The sequence below is a fragment of the Psychrobacter urativorans genome, assembly GCF_904846695.1.
In the GTDB taxonomy this organism is placed as follows: domain Bacteria; phylum Pseudomonadota; class Gammaproteobacteria; order Pseudomonadales; family Moraxellaceae; genus Psychrobacter; species Psychrobacter urativorans.
In genome coordinates, this window is record NZ_CAJHBR010000001.1 from 507,510 (window position 1) to 523,227 (window position 15,718).

At 42.3% G+C, this 15,718-nt stretch carries 10 protein-coding genes; 6 read left to right on the plus strand and 4 right to left on the minus strand.

Going from position 1 to position 15,718, the window contains the following annotated elements:
* Positions 1 to 26: 26 nt before the first annotated feature.
* Both JMY09_RS02105 and dapC read right to left on the minus strand, forming a co-directional pair.
* On the minus strand, positions 27 to 2,096 hold the full coding sequence (locus tag JMY09_RS02105) for a DUF294 nucleotidyltransferase-like domain-containing protein (protein ID WP_201621908.1): 2,070 nt from the start codon (positions 2,094 to 2,096) through the stop codon (positions 27 to 29).
* Between the two features lie 261 nt (positions 2,097 to 2,357).
* Positions 2,358 to 3,614, minus strand: a complete 1,257-nt coding sequence (gene dapC, locus JMY09_RS02110) for a succinyldiaminopimelate transaminase (protein WP_201621909.1) — start codon at positions 3,612 to 3,614, stop codon at positions 2,358 to 2,360.
* Positions 3,615 to 3,833: 219 nt separating this feature from the next.
* On the opposite strand from dapC, the gene JMY09_RS02115 reads away from it, so the two are divergent.
* Positions 3,834 to 4,460 (plus strand): hypothetical protein, encoded by a 627-nt coding sequence (locus tag JMY09_RS02115; RefSeq protein WP_201621910.1) that lies wholly within the window; start codon positions 3,834 to 3,836, stop codon positions 4,458 to 4,460.
* A 149-nt stretch (positions 4,461 to 4,609) separates the two neighbouring features.
* On the opposite strand, the gene glnD is transcribed toward JMY09_RS02115, so the two are convergent.
* Together glnD and map are read right to left on the minus strand one after the other, a co-directional pair.
* Positions 4,610 to 7,360 (minus strand): [protein-PII] uridylyltransferase, encoded by a 2,751-nt coding sequence (gene glnD, locus JMY09_RS02120; RefSeq protein ID WP_201621911.1) that lies wholly within the window; start codon positions 7,358 to 7,360, stop codon positions 4,610 to 4,612.
* A 279-nt stretch (positions 7,361 to 7,639) separates the two neighbouring features.
* Positions 7,640 to 8,431: a type I methionyl aminopeptidase gene (map, locus tag JMY09_RS02125; RefSeq protein WP_373416632.1), complete on the minus strand. Its 792-nt coding sequence runs from the start codon at positions 8,429 to 8,431 to the stop codon at positions 7,640 to 7,642.
* A gap of 493 nt (positions 8,432 to 8,924) precedes the next feature.
* Between map and JMY09_RS02130 the strand changes: the two genes are divergently transcribed.
* The 5 genes from JMY09_RS02130 to JMY09_RS02150 all read left to right on the plus strand — a co-directional run bounded on the left by JMY09_RS02130 (position 8,925) and on the right by JMY09_RS02150 (position 15,609).
* On the plus strand, positions 8,925 to 9,980 hold the full coding sequence (locus tag JMY09_RS02130; RefSeq protein WP_201621913.1) for an esterase/lipase family protein: 1,056 nt from the start codon (positions 8,925 to 8,927) through the stop codon (positions 9,978 to 9,980).
* 459 nt (positions 9,981 to 10,439) lie between these two features.
* The gene (locus tag JMY09_RS02135; RefSeq protein WP_201621914.1) at positions 10,440 to 10,925 is read left to right on the plus strand and encodes an META domain-containing protein; all 486 of its coding nucleotides are present in this window, start codon (positions 10,440 to 10,442) and stop codon (positions 10,923 to 10,925) included.
* Positions 10,926 to 11,423: 498 nt separating this feature from the next.
* Positions 11,424 to 12,425 carry a PD40 domain-containing protein gene (locus JMY09_RS02140; RefSeq protein ID WP_201621915.1) on the plus strand — a complete coding sequence of 334 codons (1,002 nt, stop codon included), beginning with the start codon at positions 11,424 to 11,426 and terminating at the stop codon, positions 12,423 to 12,425.
* A 314-nt stretch (positions 12,426 to 12,739) separates the two neighbouring features.
* Positions 12,740 to 13,402, plus strand: a complete 663-nt coding sequence (locus JMY09_RS02145; RefSeq protein ID WP_201621916.1) for a hypothetical protein — start codon at positions 12,740 to 12,742, stop codon at positions 13,400 to 13,402.
* Positions 13,403 to 13,584: 182 nt separating this feature from the next.
* Complete coding sequence (locus JMY09_RS02150; RefSeq protein ID WP_201621917.1) at positions 13,585 to 15,609, plus strand: hypothetical protein; 2,025 nt, start codon at positions 13,585 to 13,587, stop codon at positions 15,607 to 15,609.
* Positions 15,610 to 15,718: the final 109 nt, after the last annotated feature.

Genomic DNA, 15,718 nt, shown 5'->3' on the forward strand with positions numbered 1-15,718 from the left:
CGGCTAATAGCTAGCCAAGACGGTAGCTAGCCAAGATCTAATTGATAGTGCTGGCGCAACTGGGTCTTGAAGCTTTTGACTACCGCAAGGCACTCTTTTAACACATCCCGTTCTAGAGCAGACAAAGTGGTTGGATCAATTTGGTGAGCATACTTGTCTTCATTCATGAGGGCTACTGACAAGCGTTGGGCCATAAAAAACTCTAGTGCTTCATTCAAGGTATCGGCACGTTCTTGGGTCAAAGTACGTGCATTCACTAATAGTTTGAGTCGGTTTTTAGTGCTAGGAACTTCTAAAATATCGTGCTCGAGTGCCAAAGCGCGAATGCCATGCACTAATGGAAAAATACCAGCTTTTTTTAGGTCGATATTATTAGCCTTTGGCTTACCTAATAGCGGAACAAACTTTTGCCACCACTGATTGACTTCACCAAACTGTAAGGCTGCACGCGCAAACTGACGAATAAGCATAGGGTCTGAGTGTTGATGAGCGAATTTTAGATGTTTGCGTATTTGGGTTAGCAGTGACTCGTCACCGCAGACATATTCGCCGTCAAGAATGGCAGACAGATAAATACTGTGTATAGGGTCAGTATTTTTAAACCATAAGCTAATCTGCGCTTTAAAAGGCTTGAGCTGTTGACGCCACATAGGGTTGGTCATCATGATGTTGCCATTACATAATGGGTAACCAAAATCAGCCAATTGATTATTAAAGGTTTCGGCAAACTCTGCTAGTCTTTCATGACTATAACCATCACGAATAATAAGGGCATTGTCCTGATCAGTACGCATGATTTGCTCACCGCGACCCTCCGAGCCCATCACTATCACACAACTATTCTTCATTACTTCTTCTAGCACGATAAGTTGCCACAGCTTAGTAAAAACTTGCGCATTTAAAGTCTGTACCATGCGACTAACAATACCAATCTTCACCCCATTTTGCTGTTGAGCACGAATATAGCGACCGATTAGCTCTACTGCTGTATCTAAGCTAGCTAAGTCTTTGGCTTGTTCGATCTGAATACTAATAAGTTGTGAGTGATGACCAATATGAGCCAACATGTCGCTTTGACCTAATACGCCAATGGCTTTGCCCTCGTCATCAATAACTGGCAGTCGATGGATACGATAGCGAGTCATAATCAGCAGCGCATCGCCAATCTCATGATCAGCGTCGATAGTGCGTAAATTAAAGCTAGCGTAGTGCTGGCAAGCAGTGTTGGCAGGATCACGCTGATCGCTGACCGCACGGCAAATATCAGTATCCGTTAAAATCCCTAAAGTACGGTCGGAGCGAGAGCCAAAAGTAGTAGAAGCGCTGACGTCAGAGGCATTAGTGGAGGCAGTAGTAGAGGAACTGATATTGGAATGAGCATCGAAACTAGCCGCCGTTTCCGAATCTTCAGTAGGGCGCACTAATACATGTTTAAGACCAGCCTTAGTCATAATCTGGGCCGCTTGGTATAAGCTCTGCTCAGCATCGATAATATGGATAGGTAGCAAGGTCACATCAGTCACCGGCTGCAACATGATTTGCTGCACTTCTTGCTGTGCTGTATAGCTAGTGGTTCCTAAACCTAGTGCTTGACCTTGGGCACTACGCCGCTGCTGCAAGGCTTTTAGGCGCTCTGGTAGTTTATCCGATAGCAATTGGCGTATTAGATGATTTTGGGCACTGATTCTATCGATAGCCGCACCGTCAACTTGTAGGAGCAAAGTATCTTCGCCAGCTCGGTATTGATAGTGTGGTGATGACTGAGAGTTATTAAAGTCATAATCTGCAGCAGGGTTGCTAGCTGATGTGATTGAAGGCGTATCTGTTAGCAGTGTCTCAGGGCGACGACGACTGTCAAACCAATCATTGCTTTGTATATGATCAGTATGATTACCACCTAAATAATTAGCCACAAACTCAGCATTGAGGGTTTGTTCGACTTGGCCTTTTATCACCACAAAAAAACAGTTTAAATCAGTAGTGGGTAGCATTTCATCAGCGGCTAAATAGCGTACTTGAGTATGCTTTTTTAGGCTTTGACGCTCAGCGAGGCTCAATACATCAAAGGGGGGTTGAGCAAAATCAAGATGGGGCATAGCATCATCCTTGACAGTATGATAAGTAAAGTTACTTTACTATAGCACCATCTACTAATTAATCCTTAATAACTTTGTGGTTATGCTTTATAATAGCTCAAAGTCGCAGTTTGCAGCGAGTATTTGTAGTACTGTTTGATCATAACAGCAACTAACCGCTGACCAGTTGCAGGGGCTAGTTATAGGTAAAGATTAGTTAAGTACTTTAGCAACTATAGCAGCAGTGGCTAGCTAAAAGCCCGCTGCTTAGTAGTAGAGGACTTAACAGCTAAGTAGCTTGCGAATACGACTGATAGCCTCACGACTCTCGGCAACACTAGCAACTAGCGCCATACGCACGTAACCTTTACCAGGATTATGACCATTAACTTCACGAGATAAGTAACTGCCAGCTAAGGCATAAATATTAACTTGTTCATATAAAGCTTTGACAAAAATCTCATCATCGCCATTGAAACGGTCAGGGACTTTTATCCAAAAATAAAACCCAGCATCCGGCATACGCAGCTCTAATAGCTCACCGAGTTCCGCCATCCATAAGGCGAATTTTTCTTTATATAATGCTCGGTTTTGCACTACATGCTTTTCATCTTGCCAAGCAAGGATAGAAGCCAGCTGATGGGGTATCGGCATAGAACAGCCTTGATAAGTGCGGTATTGCAAGTAGCTTTGCAAGATCTTAGCATCACCAGCGATAAACCCCGAACGTAGACCCGGTAGGTTTGAGCGCTTGGATAAAGAATGAAAGACTACGCAGTTTTTGAAGTCATTACGACCAAGAGTAGCGCAAGCTTGTAACAGACCAATAGGGGGCTCATCAAAATATAGCTCGCTATAACATTCGTCGCTGGCAAGGATGAAGTTATATTGATCTGATAGGCGAATCAGTAGCTCCCAATCCTCCATAGTCATGACAGTACCCGTTGGATTGTTCGGATTACACACAAACAATAACTGCGTTTGCTCCCAAACCTTTTTCGGCACAGCACGGTAGTTTTCTTTAAAGTTATTCTCTAAGGTGCAAGCAACAAAGTAAGGGGTTGCTTGGGCTAATATCGCAGCACCTTCATAAATTTGATAAAAAGGATTAGGCATAACTACTGTAGCATTACTGGGCGCTTGCTCACTACTATCCAAACCATCAGCACGGTCAATATTTTCAGCTAAACCACTGTCATCATGATTCACCACCGCTTGTACAAAGCTGAAGATAGCCTCACGCGTACCCATTACTGGTAGTACTTCAGTATTAGCATTGACATGATGCAGAAAAAACCGTCTCTCAAGCCAGTGAGCGATAGTCTGGCGTAGCTCAAACAGCCCATTAGTGGTCGGATAACGACATAGACTGTCCAAGTTTTCTCTTAGCTCGTCCAACACAAAAGCGGGTGGCGTGTGTTTTGGCTCACCGATACCAAGCTTAATCTCGTAGTAGGCGGGGTCTGGCGTGCTATTAGCCAGTAGATTAGTCATCTTGCTAAAAGGATAAGGATGCAGCTTTGCTAGATTGTGATTCATAAGTGGGCTGACTATAATAAGTAACGGTTAGTAAATATAAGAAGCTATCTGTAACTGTAATTGATAAACCTGAAAAATGGACAATAATGTCATTTTATTAATAGAGCTATACCGTCGCAGTGTAGCACTTCTTCTATTTATTGTCTTTTGGTAACGCTTATCTATAACTATAAAATAATAACCCTACAAGGGTTGCTACCCTAAGGATAGCTCATTGATATGCTGAATATTTCCAGTAGTAGTATGCAGGGCTCTAAAGTTTATGAGCAGTTAATACGCTGCGAACAGCAGTGGTGGAAAACGCGCCAGCGTCTAGTAATACTTAAGGAGCGCCAGCTGTTCTGGTATGGTGATAATAGCCTGCAAATGTGGCTGCTTTGGCAATTACTTAGTTATATAGTAATAGCCATTGTGCTTATGATGTTGAGTAAACTATTACAACTGCACTTGACCTTATGGCAAGGGGTTATAGTGTTTGGTTTACAAACGCTGTTTTTTTTAGTGATGTTGGTTTCTAAAACTAAGCTGTCTAAACACATGCAGCATAATATCGACCAACAAAGTTTAATACGTGAGCAAGCCCTCACTGAAATGAATATCTTAGCTAGTGATAGCATTTTGCCAGATATTCATGCCAATGCGCCAATCTCCCTACAACATATTTATGAACGCTATGACGCACAGCTACGTAGAGCCAGTTTACAGCGCTTATTACAAACAGAGGTCGAAGCGGGGCGGATGATGTTAGGGGCTCAGAATCTGCTAGTGGAGATTTTACCACCAGAGTTTGCTGACAATGAGTTAATACCTTATGCCCGCAAGATGGTCTATACAAGCACATTGTAAAATAGACTAAAGTAAGGTTAGCTAGCAGCAGTGGTTACTTGTGAATGTCCTAAAGCACCTAATAGACGGTTAGGGCGCCGATATAAAAACTTTAGTGTCTATATCGGTAGCCCTTAACTGCTTACTGTTTTTTACTATAGCGGCTATTTTTAACTATAGCTACTATCAGCCAATACCGCCAAACAGTCTATCAAAGCTTGCTTTAACGCCTCAAGCTTAGCCTGCGTTAAGCGCTCATCATTACGATCACTGATATAGAACATATCTTCTGCACGCTCACCTAGAGTAGTAATGCGAGCCGCATGTACTTCGATACTTTGTTGCAAAAACACTTGGCCTACGCGCGCAAGTAATCCTGGCTGATCTAAGGTTTGTAGGCTCATGATGTGTTGATCAGAAGCTTCGTTAAACTCAAAGTTAATCACCGTAGGCACATCAAAATGTCTGAGCTGGCGTGGTATGCGCTTATGAGTGAGCTTTGGTACTGTGGGGTTCTTAAAAGCATTGATGAGTTTTTGTTTAAGCTCATGCTGACTATCTTCATCAGCTAATAGCGTCCCACTGCGGTCTAGTAATACATAAGAGTCTAGGGCGAAGTCACGAGTAGCGGTGATGATACGCGCATCTAGAACGTCCAAGTTCATCTGATCAAACACCGCCATAGTTACGGCGAACAGATTGACCTGATCTTGAGTATAAATAAAGACTTGCACAGCATCCAAAGCCAGCTCTCGATGCTCACGCAATACCACTAGCGGTGTACTATCAGCATTTGAGGCACGACCTATAGGCGGGTGGTTTAAAATAGCCTCAGTATGCCATAAGATATCCTCGGCAATCTCGCGCAAAAAGTACTCATCGCCCAAGTCATCCCATAAGCTGAGCACCTCTTCACGATTCATACGCTGATTATCGACATTATCGAGCATAATGAGCGCCTGTTTTCGAGTGGCACTGATCATATCTTGACGATTAGTTGGGGCATCAATATCGGCGCGCAAAATACGCCGAGTTTGTGAATACAACTGTTTCATCAGCGTCGCCCGCCAGCTATTCCAAAGCTGAGGATTAGTAGCATTCATATCGGCGACTGTTAGGACATATAAGTGATTAAGATGAGTAACGTTACCGATGAGATCGGCAAACACCGTGACTACTTCTGGATCAGAGATATCTTTCTTCTGCGCAGTCATCGACATGAGCAAGTGATAACGAGTCAACCACCCTACTAAATTTGCATCCGCCATACTCATACCATGAGCCAAACAAAACTCAATGGACTCGCTTTCACCAAGTTGACTGTGATTACCACCGCGACCTTTGGCAATATCATGGAACATGGCAGCTAGCACTAAGATCTCTTTACGCTCGATACGCTGATACAAGGCGCTAACCAACGGGAATTCATCCTGAAATCGAGGATCAGTGAAACGATGTAAAATTCGAATCAAAAATAGCGTATGCGCATCGACGGTATAGCGGTGGAACAAGTCATATTGCATCAACCCAGTAACTTGAGCAAAAGCGGGAATATAATTACCCAAAACCCCATAGCGGTTCATGGCACGCAGACGATGAAACAGATAGTTTTGTTCTTTTAGATTTTCTAAAAATAGCGCTTGGTGCTCAGGGTTGTCGCGATAGTTCTGGTCGATACCACGCGCAGCGATTTTTAGCGCCCGCAAAGTATGCGTACGTACATTCTTGATGCCATACTGACCCATCAGTAAGAACATCTCTAAGATAGCCTCAGGGTGTTGGGCAAACACTCGGTGATGGGCTACTGCTATCTGATTGCCGATTTGATTAAAATGAGCATTTAGAGGATGTTTGTTAGGACGCTCATCATCTGGTAGATCGGGCTCTATAATAGTTTCGTAATAATGATTAGTCAGCATCTCCGACAAAGTCGATATCTGCATAGCACAGCGATAATAGTCACGCATAAAGCGCTCAACTGCTGCATTTGGCTCGTCATCTGGCTGAGTGTCATAACCCATAAGCTGGGCAATCTCACGCTGATAATCGAACAACAGCTTATTCTCATTACGACCAGTCATCTCATGCAAGTAATGACGTATTTGCCATAAATAAGCTTCTGCAAAACTGAGCTCATCGAATTCTTTTTCAGTCAAAAAGTCTTGCTGTACTAAGTCATAGAGTTTACTAACCCGAAAGTAGCGCTTAGTTACCCAGCCAATAATATGAATATCACGTAAACCGCCCGGCGCAGTCTTGATATTAGGCTCAAGGTTATATTCCGTAGCATTGTGCTGCAAATAACGCAGCTTTGCTTCGTGTATTTTTACCTCAAAGAACTCACGCTGCGACCATAGCTGATTGACAATGTCGCCGGGAGTATTATGCAAAGTCTCATTGCCAATCAGTAGCCGCGCCTCTAATAAAGTACTAGCAACCGTATGGTCTTTTGCCGCCTCCAAGCAGTCCTCAACAGTACGTACAGACAATGAAGGCTCAAGACCTACATCCCATAACAATGCTACTAAACTGTCAATCTTGGCGCTAGTTTGACTATTAATAGTAGTAGGAGCCAGCAACAAGATATCAATATCAGAATGTAGCGATAGCTCGCCACGTCCATAGCCACCAGTAGCAAACAGCGCTAAGTCAGTATCATCGAGCTGATACCAGTTAAATAAAGCGCTAAGCAAGCTATCGATCGCACAGGCACGTGCTGCTACTAGCTGCCGGATACTGACCCCACGCTCAAGCGCCCGACTAATATCATCCTTTATTTTTGCCAGCCACTCAGGGATACCCAGCAGTGGATTATTCGCCGGATTAGTCACCGTCAATGAAGGGGCAGCAGGTGCCATAGGCGATGGCGAAAAACGGGGCAATGGGGTGATATAAATAGAGGCGAGATCGCAAGTAAACATGAGTATTATCCGGTTAAGCTAAGTAGTTAAGTTTAGTGATTATTTAAAATCCAAATCTATCTTAAGTCGATAATAGTTATAGGGAGTGGCTATAAAGGTAGCCTTCTTAAACGGCCTATTAGCCTGTAATGAAAGCTTATCGCTATTGAATCATCATAAAACCAAATGATCACTCAACGCAAGGTGTTACTAAGCACTGCATAAAAAAAGCCCTAAAACTTGTCTAAAATCTCTAAAAATTCTGTAAAAAAAAGACCGCCTAAGCGATCTTTTTTATTATTACTGAGTCAAGAAGCTTAAATCTTCTTCAGGGCGAGCGGTAAATACCTCACAGCCATTATCAGTGACGACCATCGTATGCTCCCATTGTGCTGAGAGCTTACGGTCTTTGGTAATAGCGGTCCATTCATCCGGTAGGATTTTGGTCTGCCATTTACCTTCATTAATCATCGGCTCAATAGTAAAAGTCATACCAGTCTTAAGCTCAAAACCAGTGCCTTTTTTACCATAGTGCATCACTTGCGGCTCGTGATGGAACTCATTACTGATACCGTGACCACAGAACTCACGTACGATACTGAAACGCTCAGGCTCTACTACTTCTTGAATAGCCGCTCCTACATCGCCTAAACGTGCGCCATTTTTGACCACGCTCATGCCTGCATAAAGTGCCTCTTGAGCCACTCTACAAATGCGTTCAGCCATGATCGAGCCGTTGCCTACTATCCACATTTTAGAGGTGTCGCCATAGTAGCCATCTTTGATAACTGTCACATCAATATTAATGATATCGCCATCTTTGAGAATTTTATTCTCACTTGGAATACCGTGACAGACCACATGGTTGACTGAGGTACAGATTGATTTTGGAAAACCATTATAGTTCAGTGGGGCAGGGATAGCGTCTTGCACATTGACAATATAGTCATGAGCGATTTGATTCAACGCTTCAGTACTGATGCCTACTTTGACGTGCTGGTCTAACATAACCAGTAAATCGCTAGCAAGTTTACCGGCAACACGCATTTTTGCTATGGCTTCAGGGGATTGGATAAGGGATTTTTTAGTCATCATTATTGATCTTATAGTTGTAAAATTATAGTAGGCAAATTATATCATAAATGAGCCAGCAACAGTTTTGCTATCATTAATGACTGTGATAAGTGTTTATCAACATCAAAACTAATATTAAGATCATTATTATCAATGTCAGGATTAATATCAATGTCAGGATTAATACCAATAGCAACTATTAATATAAGCACTAAAACTAAAACCACTAATCAGGCTATTAATTAACTAGGCTTTATTGGCTTAACCTTAAGTCATTAAAAGTTAATCTATGACTAGTGGGTCATAGAAACGGTAGACTCAGCTGAAAAATAAGTTGAATGTTACCTTATAAAAAAGTAGTGTAAATTGGACCGCTAAAGGAGTTGGTAATTGTTTTATATACTTTTGGGTGGTTCGATATCGCCAAAAGTGGATAAAGCTGTTATCAAATCTTGTCTCTATACCTCAGGGCAACCATTAAGAGAACTCTTACAATGACAAGGATGTTGTTATGACCCTAAATATTCGCCTGCGCGCTGGCACAACCTCAAGCAAAATTTTACCAGCTTTTAGTGCTATCACAGCTGGTGTGCTGTTAATGACGCTACAGACTACGGCTGCCCAAGCTGCTGGACAGTATTATAACTGTGCCAATGCTAACGGCTGTCAGGTAGTAGAAAGTAGATATTTTACGACTAGTTATACCAATACTCAGTACCCTATAGTATTGGCCCATGGGGCGAATGGCTTTACCAAATTATTTGGAGCTGTAGACTACTTTTATGGTATCCCGCAAGATTTAATGAAAGGCGGTTCAACAGTATTTGCCACTAAAACTTCCGCTATTCATAATAGCGAGATTCGTGGAGAGCAGCTACTCCAACAAATCAAAACCATCCTTGCGGTGTCAGGTGATGCTAAAGTCAATTTATTCGGGCACAGTCAAGGGGGTATCGATATCCGCTATGTCGCTGGCGTTGCTCCGCAATATGTGGCATCAGTCACCGCAGTTGCTAGCCCAGAGCAAGGATCGAAAACAGCAGACAAAGTGCTGGAAGAGTTTTCGCAGGACAGCCTAATTACTAAAGCTACCTTGAGTTTGGCTGAGCTGATTGGGGGCTTTGCCGATGTAGGTTCTGGGATTCCTCTAGCACAAATACAACAGCAAGATGGCTGGAAAGCTCTGATAGCCTTGTCTACTGATGGAGCAGCTAAGTTCAATGCAAAATTCCCAGCAGCGCTGCCAAGCCGATACTGCGGTCAACCAGCTGATACGCAAGTCAATGGCATTAACTATTATTCATTCAGCGGTGTGGGTCAGATAACTAGCGTACTCGATCCTAGCGATTACTTACTAGCAGCGACTGGCATACCGTTTGCAGGCGAGCCGAGTGATGGCTTAGTCTCTGCTTGCTCAAGTCGTCTAGGCTATGTGATTCGTGACGATTATAGAATGAACCACTTAGACTCAGCGAACCAAGTTTTTGGCCTTACTTCTTGGGGAGAGTCTGAACCAAAAGCTATCTATCGTAGCCAAGTGAATCGATTAAAGAATGCCAATCTTTAAGCCGGCTGTTAAGCTAGTTACTAGGCTAGCTGCTAAATTAGTTACTAAGCTAGCTGCTAAATTAGTTACTAAGGTTAAAAATGACAGGGGTACTATCACACTGCGGCCTAAGGAGTAGCAGGTAATACTATAACTAGCAATAGACAGTAGCAAAACGCCTATACGAGAGAACAATGTTTGAGTGAAGTCTATACATAAGGAGGGATGACACTTATAAGCGCTGAGTCCATAATAGTGTCACTGTTTAATACAGTTATTAATAAAGTTGATTAATTAGCTGTGGCTGTTGATTAAAAATAAAAAGACTAACAAGCTTAAGTACAGTAGTAACATAGATACTGTATAGTGTGCCAAGTTCATTAATGTAGCAGTTTTTAGACAATTGCTAAACTTTATAAAAGCAAAATCTTTTAACACTATTATCAATTAAAACCTTTTTTGATACCTCTAGGAGTTCATATGAAAAATTTGACTAAAGTAATGATGGCAAGCGTATTGGCAGTAGGTACCCTTGCAGGTTGCCAAACCAGTCCAACCGCTACTGCACCAACAACTCAAGCTCTAAGTAACACTCAATTACAGTCTTATGACTGGCAGTTAGTTGATGCCAAGCTTACTAACGGCGTTAAGATTAAGCAGTTATTCGTTAACCCAGCTAAGCCATTAATTTTAAGCTTCAATAACTATAATGGCGAAAACCGCGTTAACTTTAAGAACACTTGTAACAATATGGGTGCTGAATACAGCGTAGTGAATAATAATGTACAGTTGAACAATGTACTGAGCACTATGATGGCCTGCCCTGAGCCACAAGCAAGCTTCGATACTGCTACTATGGCTACGGTTCAAGGTAGATATAGCTTGAGCAAAAGTGGTAACAATGCACCTACGTTGACTATCACTAACGCTAATCAAGTTGCACAATTCAAAGCCGTTGCTAAGTAATTATCTATAAGAACAGACTATAAAAACAGACTATAAAAACATAAGCGGTTAGCTTTAGAGCCAATAGCATTGATTTATAGCCAAAATGACAGTCGATTAATACTAGACTGTTATATAGAAGAGGCCTCACTATCTAGTGAGGCCTTTTTTTGTGTAAAACTCATCATGGTTTACGCTACACTAAGGTGTTTATTAAATATTCAAAGCTTAGCCAAGTGAAAATAAAACCGCATCATTGCTAGTTAGATTCAACCGGTAACGGCCATTGATATAAAATTTGCTACCCGGCATTTATCGGTCCTTGCCTAACAGCAACTGCAAAAAATACTATGGCAGCATGGCTATAGCAGTTTTAAAGCTTATGATCTTTACATTAGACAGCTTCTAAATTAGACAGCTTTTAAATTAGATGGTTTTTAAATGATCGACCGCTCAAAGTAAATAAATAAAAGCTATAAGCTTTTCCTTTTTCCCTAACGCTTGGCGAGATATTATTCTATGGTTAATCCTATTGGCTCTACGCATACTATCAGTAATGGTTATACGCTGAGGAACATAACTGCAGTGGTTAGTACCATAACTTTGTTTGCTTTGAGCGGTTGTCAGACGTTATCGACTTCTACTAGCTCTAACAAAAACACCTCTAGTAGTAATCCTCTCGCTGCACACATGCCAGCCATAGATCGACAAGGGCGTATTGCTTATGTAGAAGAGCAAGGCTTAGGTAGTGCCAAAATATCGTCTTTATATAGTATCCGCCCTGATGGTAGTGACAGACAGCTGCTCGATCAGCTTAACGGTTATATTTATGCCCCTGCTTGGTCTGCCGATGGTCAACTTTTAGCTTATAGCAAACAAGCAGCACGCCAACATCCATTTATTTATATCTATGATCAGCGCAAGCAAACTCGTAAGGTAGTGGTCGATGCTAGTGGTAGCAATCTATCGCCAGCGTTTTCACCAGATGGAAAAACCCTACTTTATAGCTCATCGGTTGCTGGCAATGCCGATATCTATCAGCTGTCCTTAACTGACGGGACTACTAAGCAGCTTACTACCTTGTCTAGTACTGAGGTACAGCCAACTTATGCTGCTGATGGACAGAGCTTCCTATATGTTAGTGATAAAGTTCGCGCTGGGCGGCCTAGTATTTATCGCTATAGCTTGGCTACGGGTAGTGCCACGCAGATATCTTCTGGTGGCTACGCTGCCAGTCCGCAGTTGAGCTTAGATGGCCAGCTTATGAGTTACCTCAATGGTCGCCAAGCTGCGGTGATGACTTTAGCCAACAAGCAAGTGCTTAACCTTGCAGAGACTGGCCTTGATGAGCCGGCCCGTCTTTCTCCAAGTGCTCAATATGTGGTTTATGCTATGCAAAACCGCACCATAAATGGTCAAGCCGGTAGCAGTCTAGTGATTCGCTCTTTAGCTGGCGGTAGTAGTTATACCATTAGCAGTAAGTCAGCGGGATTAATGCGTTCGCCAGTATGGAGTCGTTAACTAGCTGCTATTTTTATTATTATTTTTATAATGCTTATGATCCTTATTGCATCGACCTCAATCTATCAATCTATCAATCTATCAATCTATTAATAACGAATTAGATATATTGGCTAATTATTGATATATACTCAATAGCAAATAAAGAAACATAAGTTGATCTTATTGGATGCAGTTACTGTTAAGATTTTGAGGCCGCTATAAAAATATAAAAGTTGGCTGCTATTACTTAGTATTATTGTTTATACAGCCAAATACATAACTGGTGACCCTAGTGATTATTATATTAGGTAGTCAAAAGGAGCATGGGTACGATGCAAGAATCTTTTTTAATATTCATTACTAAAATTAGCTTATACCCTACAGTTATCTTTACTGGTCTAGTGATGTTTGTCACTTTATATTGGCTAGTTTCTTTGCTAGGCCTCACTGATATGGACAACGTAGAGATCGGGGACTCTGGTGCTGACTCTAACTTATCTGATCTAGCCTCCACAGGAGTTTTTACTGGGCTGGCGCTGAAGCTTGGTCTCTATGGCGTACCCTTAATAGTGATACTTAGCTTAGTGAGCTTGATTGGTTGGCTGCTTAGCTACTTATATAGCAGTTTGCTACACCAATGGTACGACTCAGGTCTACTCTATTATGTATTTGGCACAGGAGCACTAGTATTAGTGCTAATAGTGTCTATGTGGCTGACTGGCCTTATCATCGCTCCTATTCGTAACAAAGTCACCAATATCCCCAAACGTAATGCTTCTAGCAATTTGGGTAAGACGGCTATAGTGCGCACTCTTAGCGTTACTGATAAGCACGGTGAGGCTGAACTAAGCGATGGCGGGGCAGGATTGATCCTTAGAATTCGACCTGATATGGATAGTAAGGCTCTGCCGCTGAAACAAGGCGATAAAGTAGTATTAGTAGAATACTTACAAGAGACTAATGCTTATCGGGTGGCGGTAGTCAAAGATCCATAATGGCTTAGGTAATTTACTAAATCATTATTAATAACAAATTGAACTGATAAATTGAACTAATAAAGTGAACTAATAAATATTTGCTGACTACTTAGCTGTTGGTAAATGGCTAGCTAGCTACTTACAGACATAGCGTTGGTTATTCTAAATTTGGTTAAACGGTTTACATTAAAGGAGTGAATATGGACATACTCATTATCGTTGGCGTAGTAGTAGTGCTGGCGTTTATTTTTATTATGGCAATGCTTTTAATGCTGAAAGCCTTTTATTATAAGGTTGAGCAAGGCACAGCACTAATTATTAATGGCGTTAGTAAAATTGACGTACGTTTTGACGGCGGTATTATTTGGCCGATCATCAATAAAAAAGAATTGATGAGAATCTCACTAATTACCTTAGAAGTAGATAGACGAGGTAAAGAAGGGCTGATTTGTGCCGATAATATGCGTGCAGATATCACTGTAGCGTTTTATTTACGCGTCAATGAGACTGAAGAAGATGTCCTCAAAGTTGCTAAGTCTGTTGGGGTTGAACGTGCTTCGGACAAAGTCGCTGTTAATGAGCTGTTCAATGCTAAGTTCTCTGAAGCGCTAAAAACAGTCGGTAAACAGATTGATTTTGTCAAACTTTTTGAAAATCGTAGCGAGTTTCGTGACAGTATTGTCAAAGAGATCGGCAATGATTTAAATGGTTATGTTCTAGAAGACGTGGCGATTGATTACTTAGAACAAACGCCAAAATCATCGTTAGATTCAAGCAATATCTTGGATGCTGAGGGTATCAAAAAGATCACTCAGTTAACGGCTGCTCAAAACATTATTACTAATGAGCTTGAGCGTGATGAAGAGTTAGCGGTCAAGAAGAAAAACGTTGAAACCAGAGAAGCTATGCTGGAGTTAGAGCGTCAACAAGCCGATGCCGAAGCCAAACAACGTCGCGAAATAGCTTCTGTCATCGCTCGTGAGACCGCAGAAACTCGTAAGATCGAGGAAGAAGAACGCAAAAAGTCTGAAACTGCGGTCATTATGGTTGAGCAGGACTTAGCCATACAACGCGAGAATCAACAGCGTGAGATTGAAGTAGCTGGCCAAAATCGCTTGCGTGCGGTAGTTATTGAAGAAGAGAAAGTGACTCGTGCTCGCGACTTAGAAATTGTCTCCCGTGAGCGTGAAGTGGATCTACAGCGTATCGAAGCCGAAAGAGCCATTGAGCTTGAGAAAAAAGAGATCGCTAACGTTATTCGTGAGCGTATTGCGGTAGATAAAACCGTCGCCCAAGAAGAAGAGCGTATTAAAGAAGTTCGTGAAGTTAGTGAAGCAGAGCGTTCTAAGCAAACGCGCGTATTAGCCGCTGAAGCGGATGCCGAAGAAATCAAAGTACGTCAAGTCAAAAAAGCTGAAGCAGATGAGATGGCGGCTAAGCATAAAGCTGTTGAGATCACCACTTTAGCTACTGCTAATCTAGAGGCTTCCGCTAAAGAGTCGGAAGCTAAAGTTAGACTGGCCGAAGGTATCAAAGCTGAAGAGTCAGCCCATGGCTTTGCAGAAGCAGCTATCCAAGAAGCCAAAGCGTCATCTTTAGAAAAAGAAGGTCTAGCCAAAGCTAATATCGTTAGAGCTACCGGACAAGCGCAAGCGCAGGCCGACCGTGAAAAAGGCGTAGCAGATGCTGAAATTATTGCCGCTCGCGGTGAGTCTAATGCTAAATCAGAGCGTGACATCGGTTTAGTTAATGCTGAAGTTATTGCTGCTATTGGTCATTCTAATGCGCAAGCAGAACGCGAAGTCGGACTGGCTAAAGCAGAAGTGACTCGTGAACACTTTAAGGCTGAAGCGGATGGCTTGGTTGAAAAGTTCAATGCTATGGGTAGTATGAGCAAAGAGGCGCGAGAGCACGAAGAATTCCGTATGGGTCTTGAAACCGCCCTGCAAGAAGCGATGGCCTCTATCGAAGCGGGTAAAGAGATCGCTAAAGAAAATGCTGAAGTATTAGCAGTCGCCCTACAAAAAGCTAAAATCGATATTGTTGGTGGTGAAGCGCACTTCTTTGATAACTTTGCCAAGTCATTGTCTATCGGCAAAGCTATCGATGGTCTTGCTGGCAAGTCGGATACTTTGAGCGGTATTATCAATACTATGATGGCCAATCAAGCGATGTCTAGGGCCAACCAGCAGGAGCATGATAAGCCTGTTAACCATAATGATTAATCATGATGACTAGCTATAATAAGTCAGCTGTAGGGTTTCGATAGACAGATAGCGATTTGGGTAGCCAACTCCAGCTAAACGGCACGCATAAGCGCCAGACAGCGAGTTG

Bases quoted from the DNA above. Each gene is read 5' to 3' on its own strand.
- JMY09_RS02145 (WP_201621916.1), top strand. From the start codon at position 12,740: ATGCAAGAATCTTTTTTAATATTCATTACTAAAATTAGCTTATACCCT.
- JMY09_RS02150 (WP_201621917.1), top strand. From the start codon at position 13,585: ATGGACATACTCATTATCGTTGGCGTAGTAGTAGTGCTGGCGTTTATT.
- JMY09_RS02130 (WP_201621913.1), top strand. From the start codon at position 8,925: ATGACCCTAAATATTCGCCTGCGCGCTGGCACAACCTCAAGCAAAATT.
- JMY09_RS02135 (WP_201621914.1), top strand. From the start codon at position 10,440: ATGAAAAATTTGACTAAAGTAATGATGGCAAGCGTATTGGCAGTAGGT.
- JMY09_RS02115 (WP_201621910.1), top strand. From the start codon at position 3,834: ATGCTGAATATTTCCAGTAGTAGTATGCAGGGCTCTAAAGTTTATGAG.
- map (WP_373416632.1), bottom strand. From the start codon at position 8,431: ATGACTAAAAAATCCCTTATCCAATCCCCTGAAGCCATAGCAAAAATG.
- dapC (WP_201621909.1), bottom strand. From the start codon at position 3,614: ATGAATCACAATCTAGCAAAGCTGCATCCTTATCCTTTTAGCAAGATG.
- glnD (WP_201621911.1), bottom strand. From the start codon at position 7,360: ATGTTTACTTGCGATCTCGCCTCTATTTATATCACCCCATTGCCCCGT.
- JMY09_RS02140 (WP_201621915.1), top strand. From the start codon at position 11,424: ATGGTTAATCCTATTGGCTCTACGCATACTATCAGTAATGGTTATACG.
- JMY09_RS02105 (WP_201621908.1), bottom strand. From the start codon at position 2,096: ATGCCCCATCTTGATTTTGCTCAACCCCCCTTTGATGTATTGAGCCTC.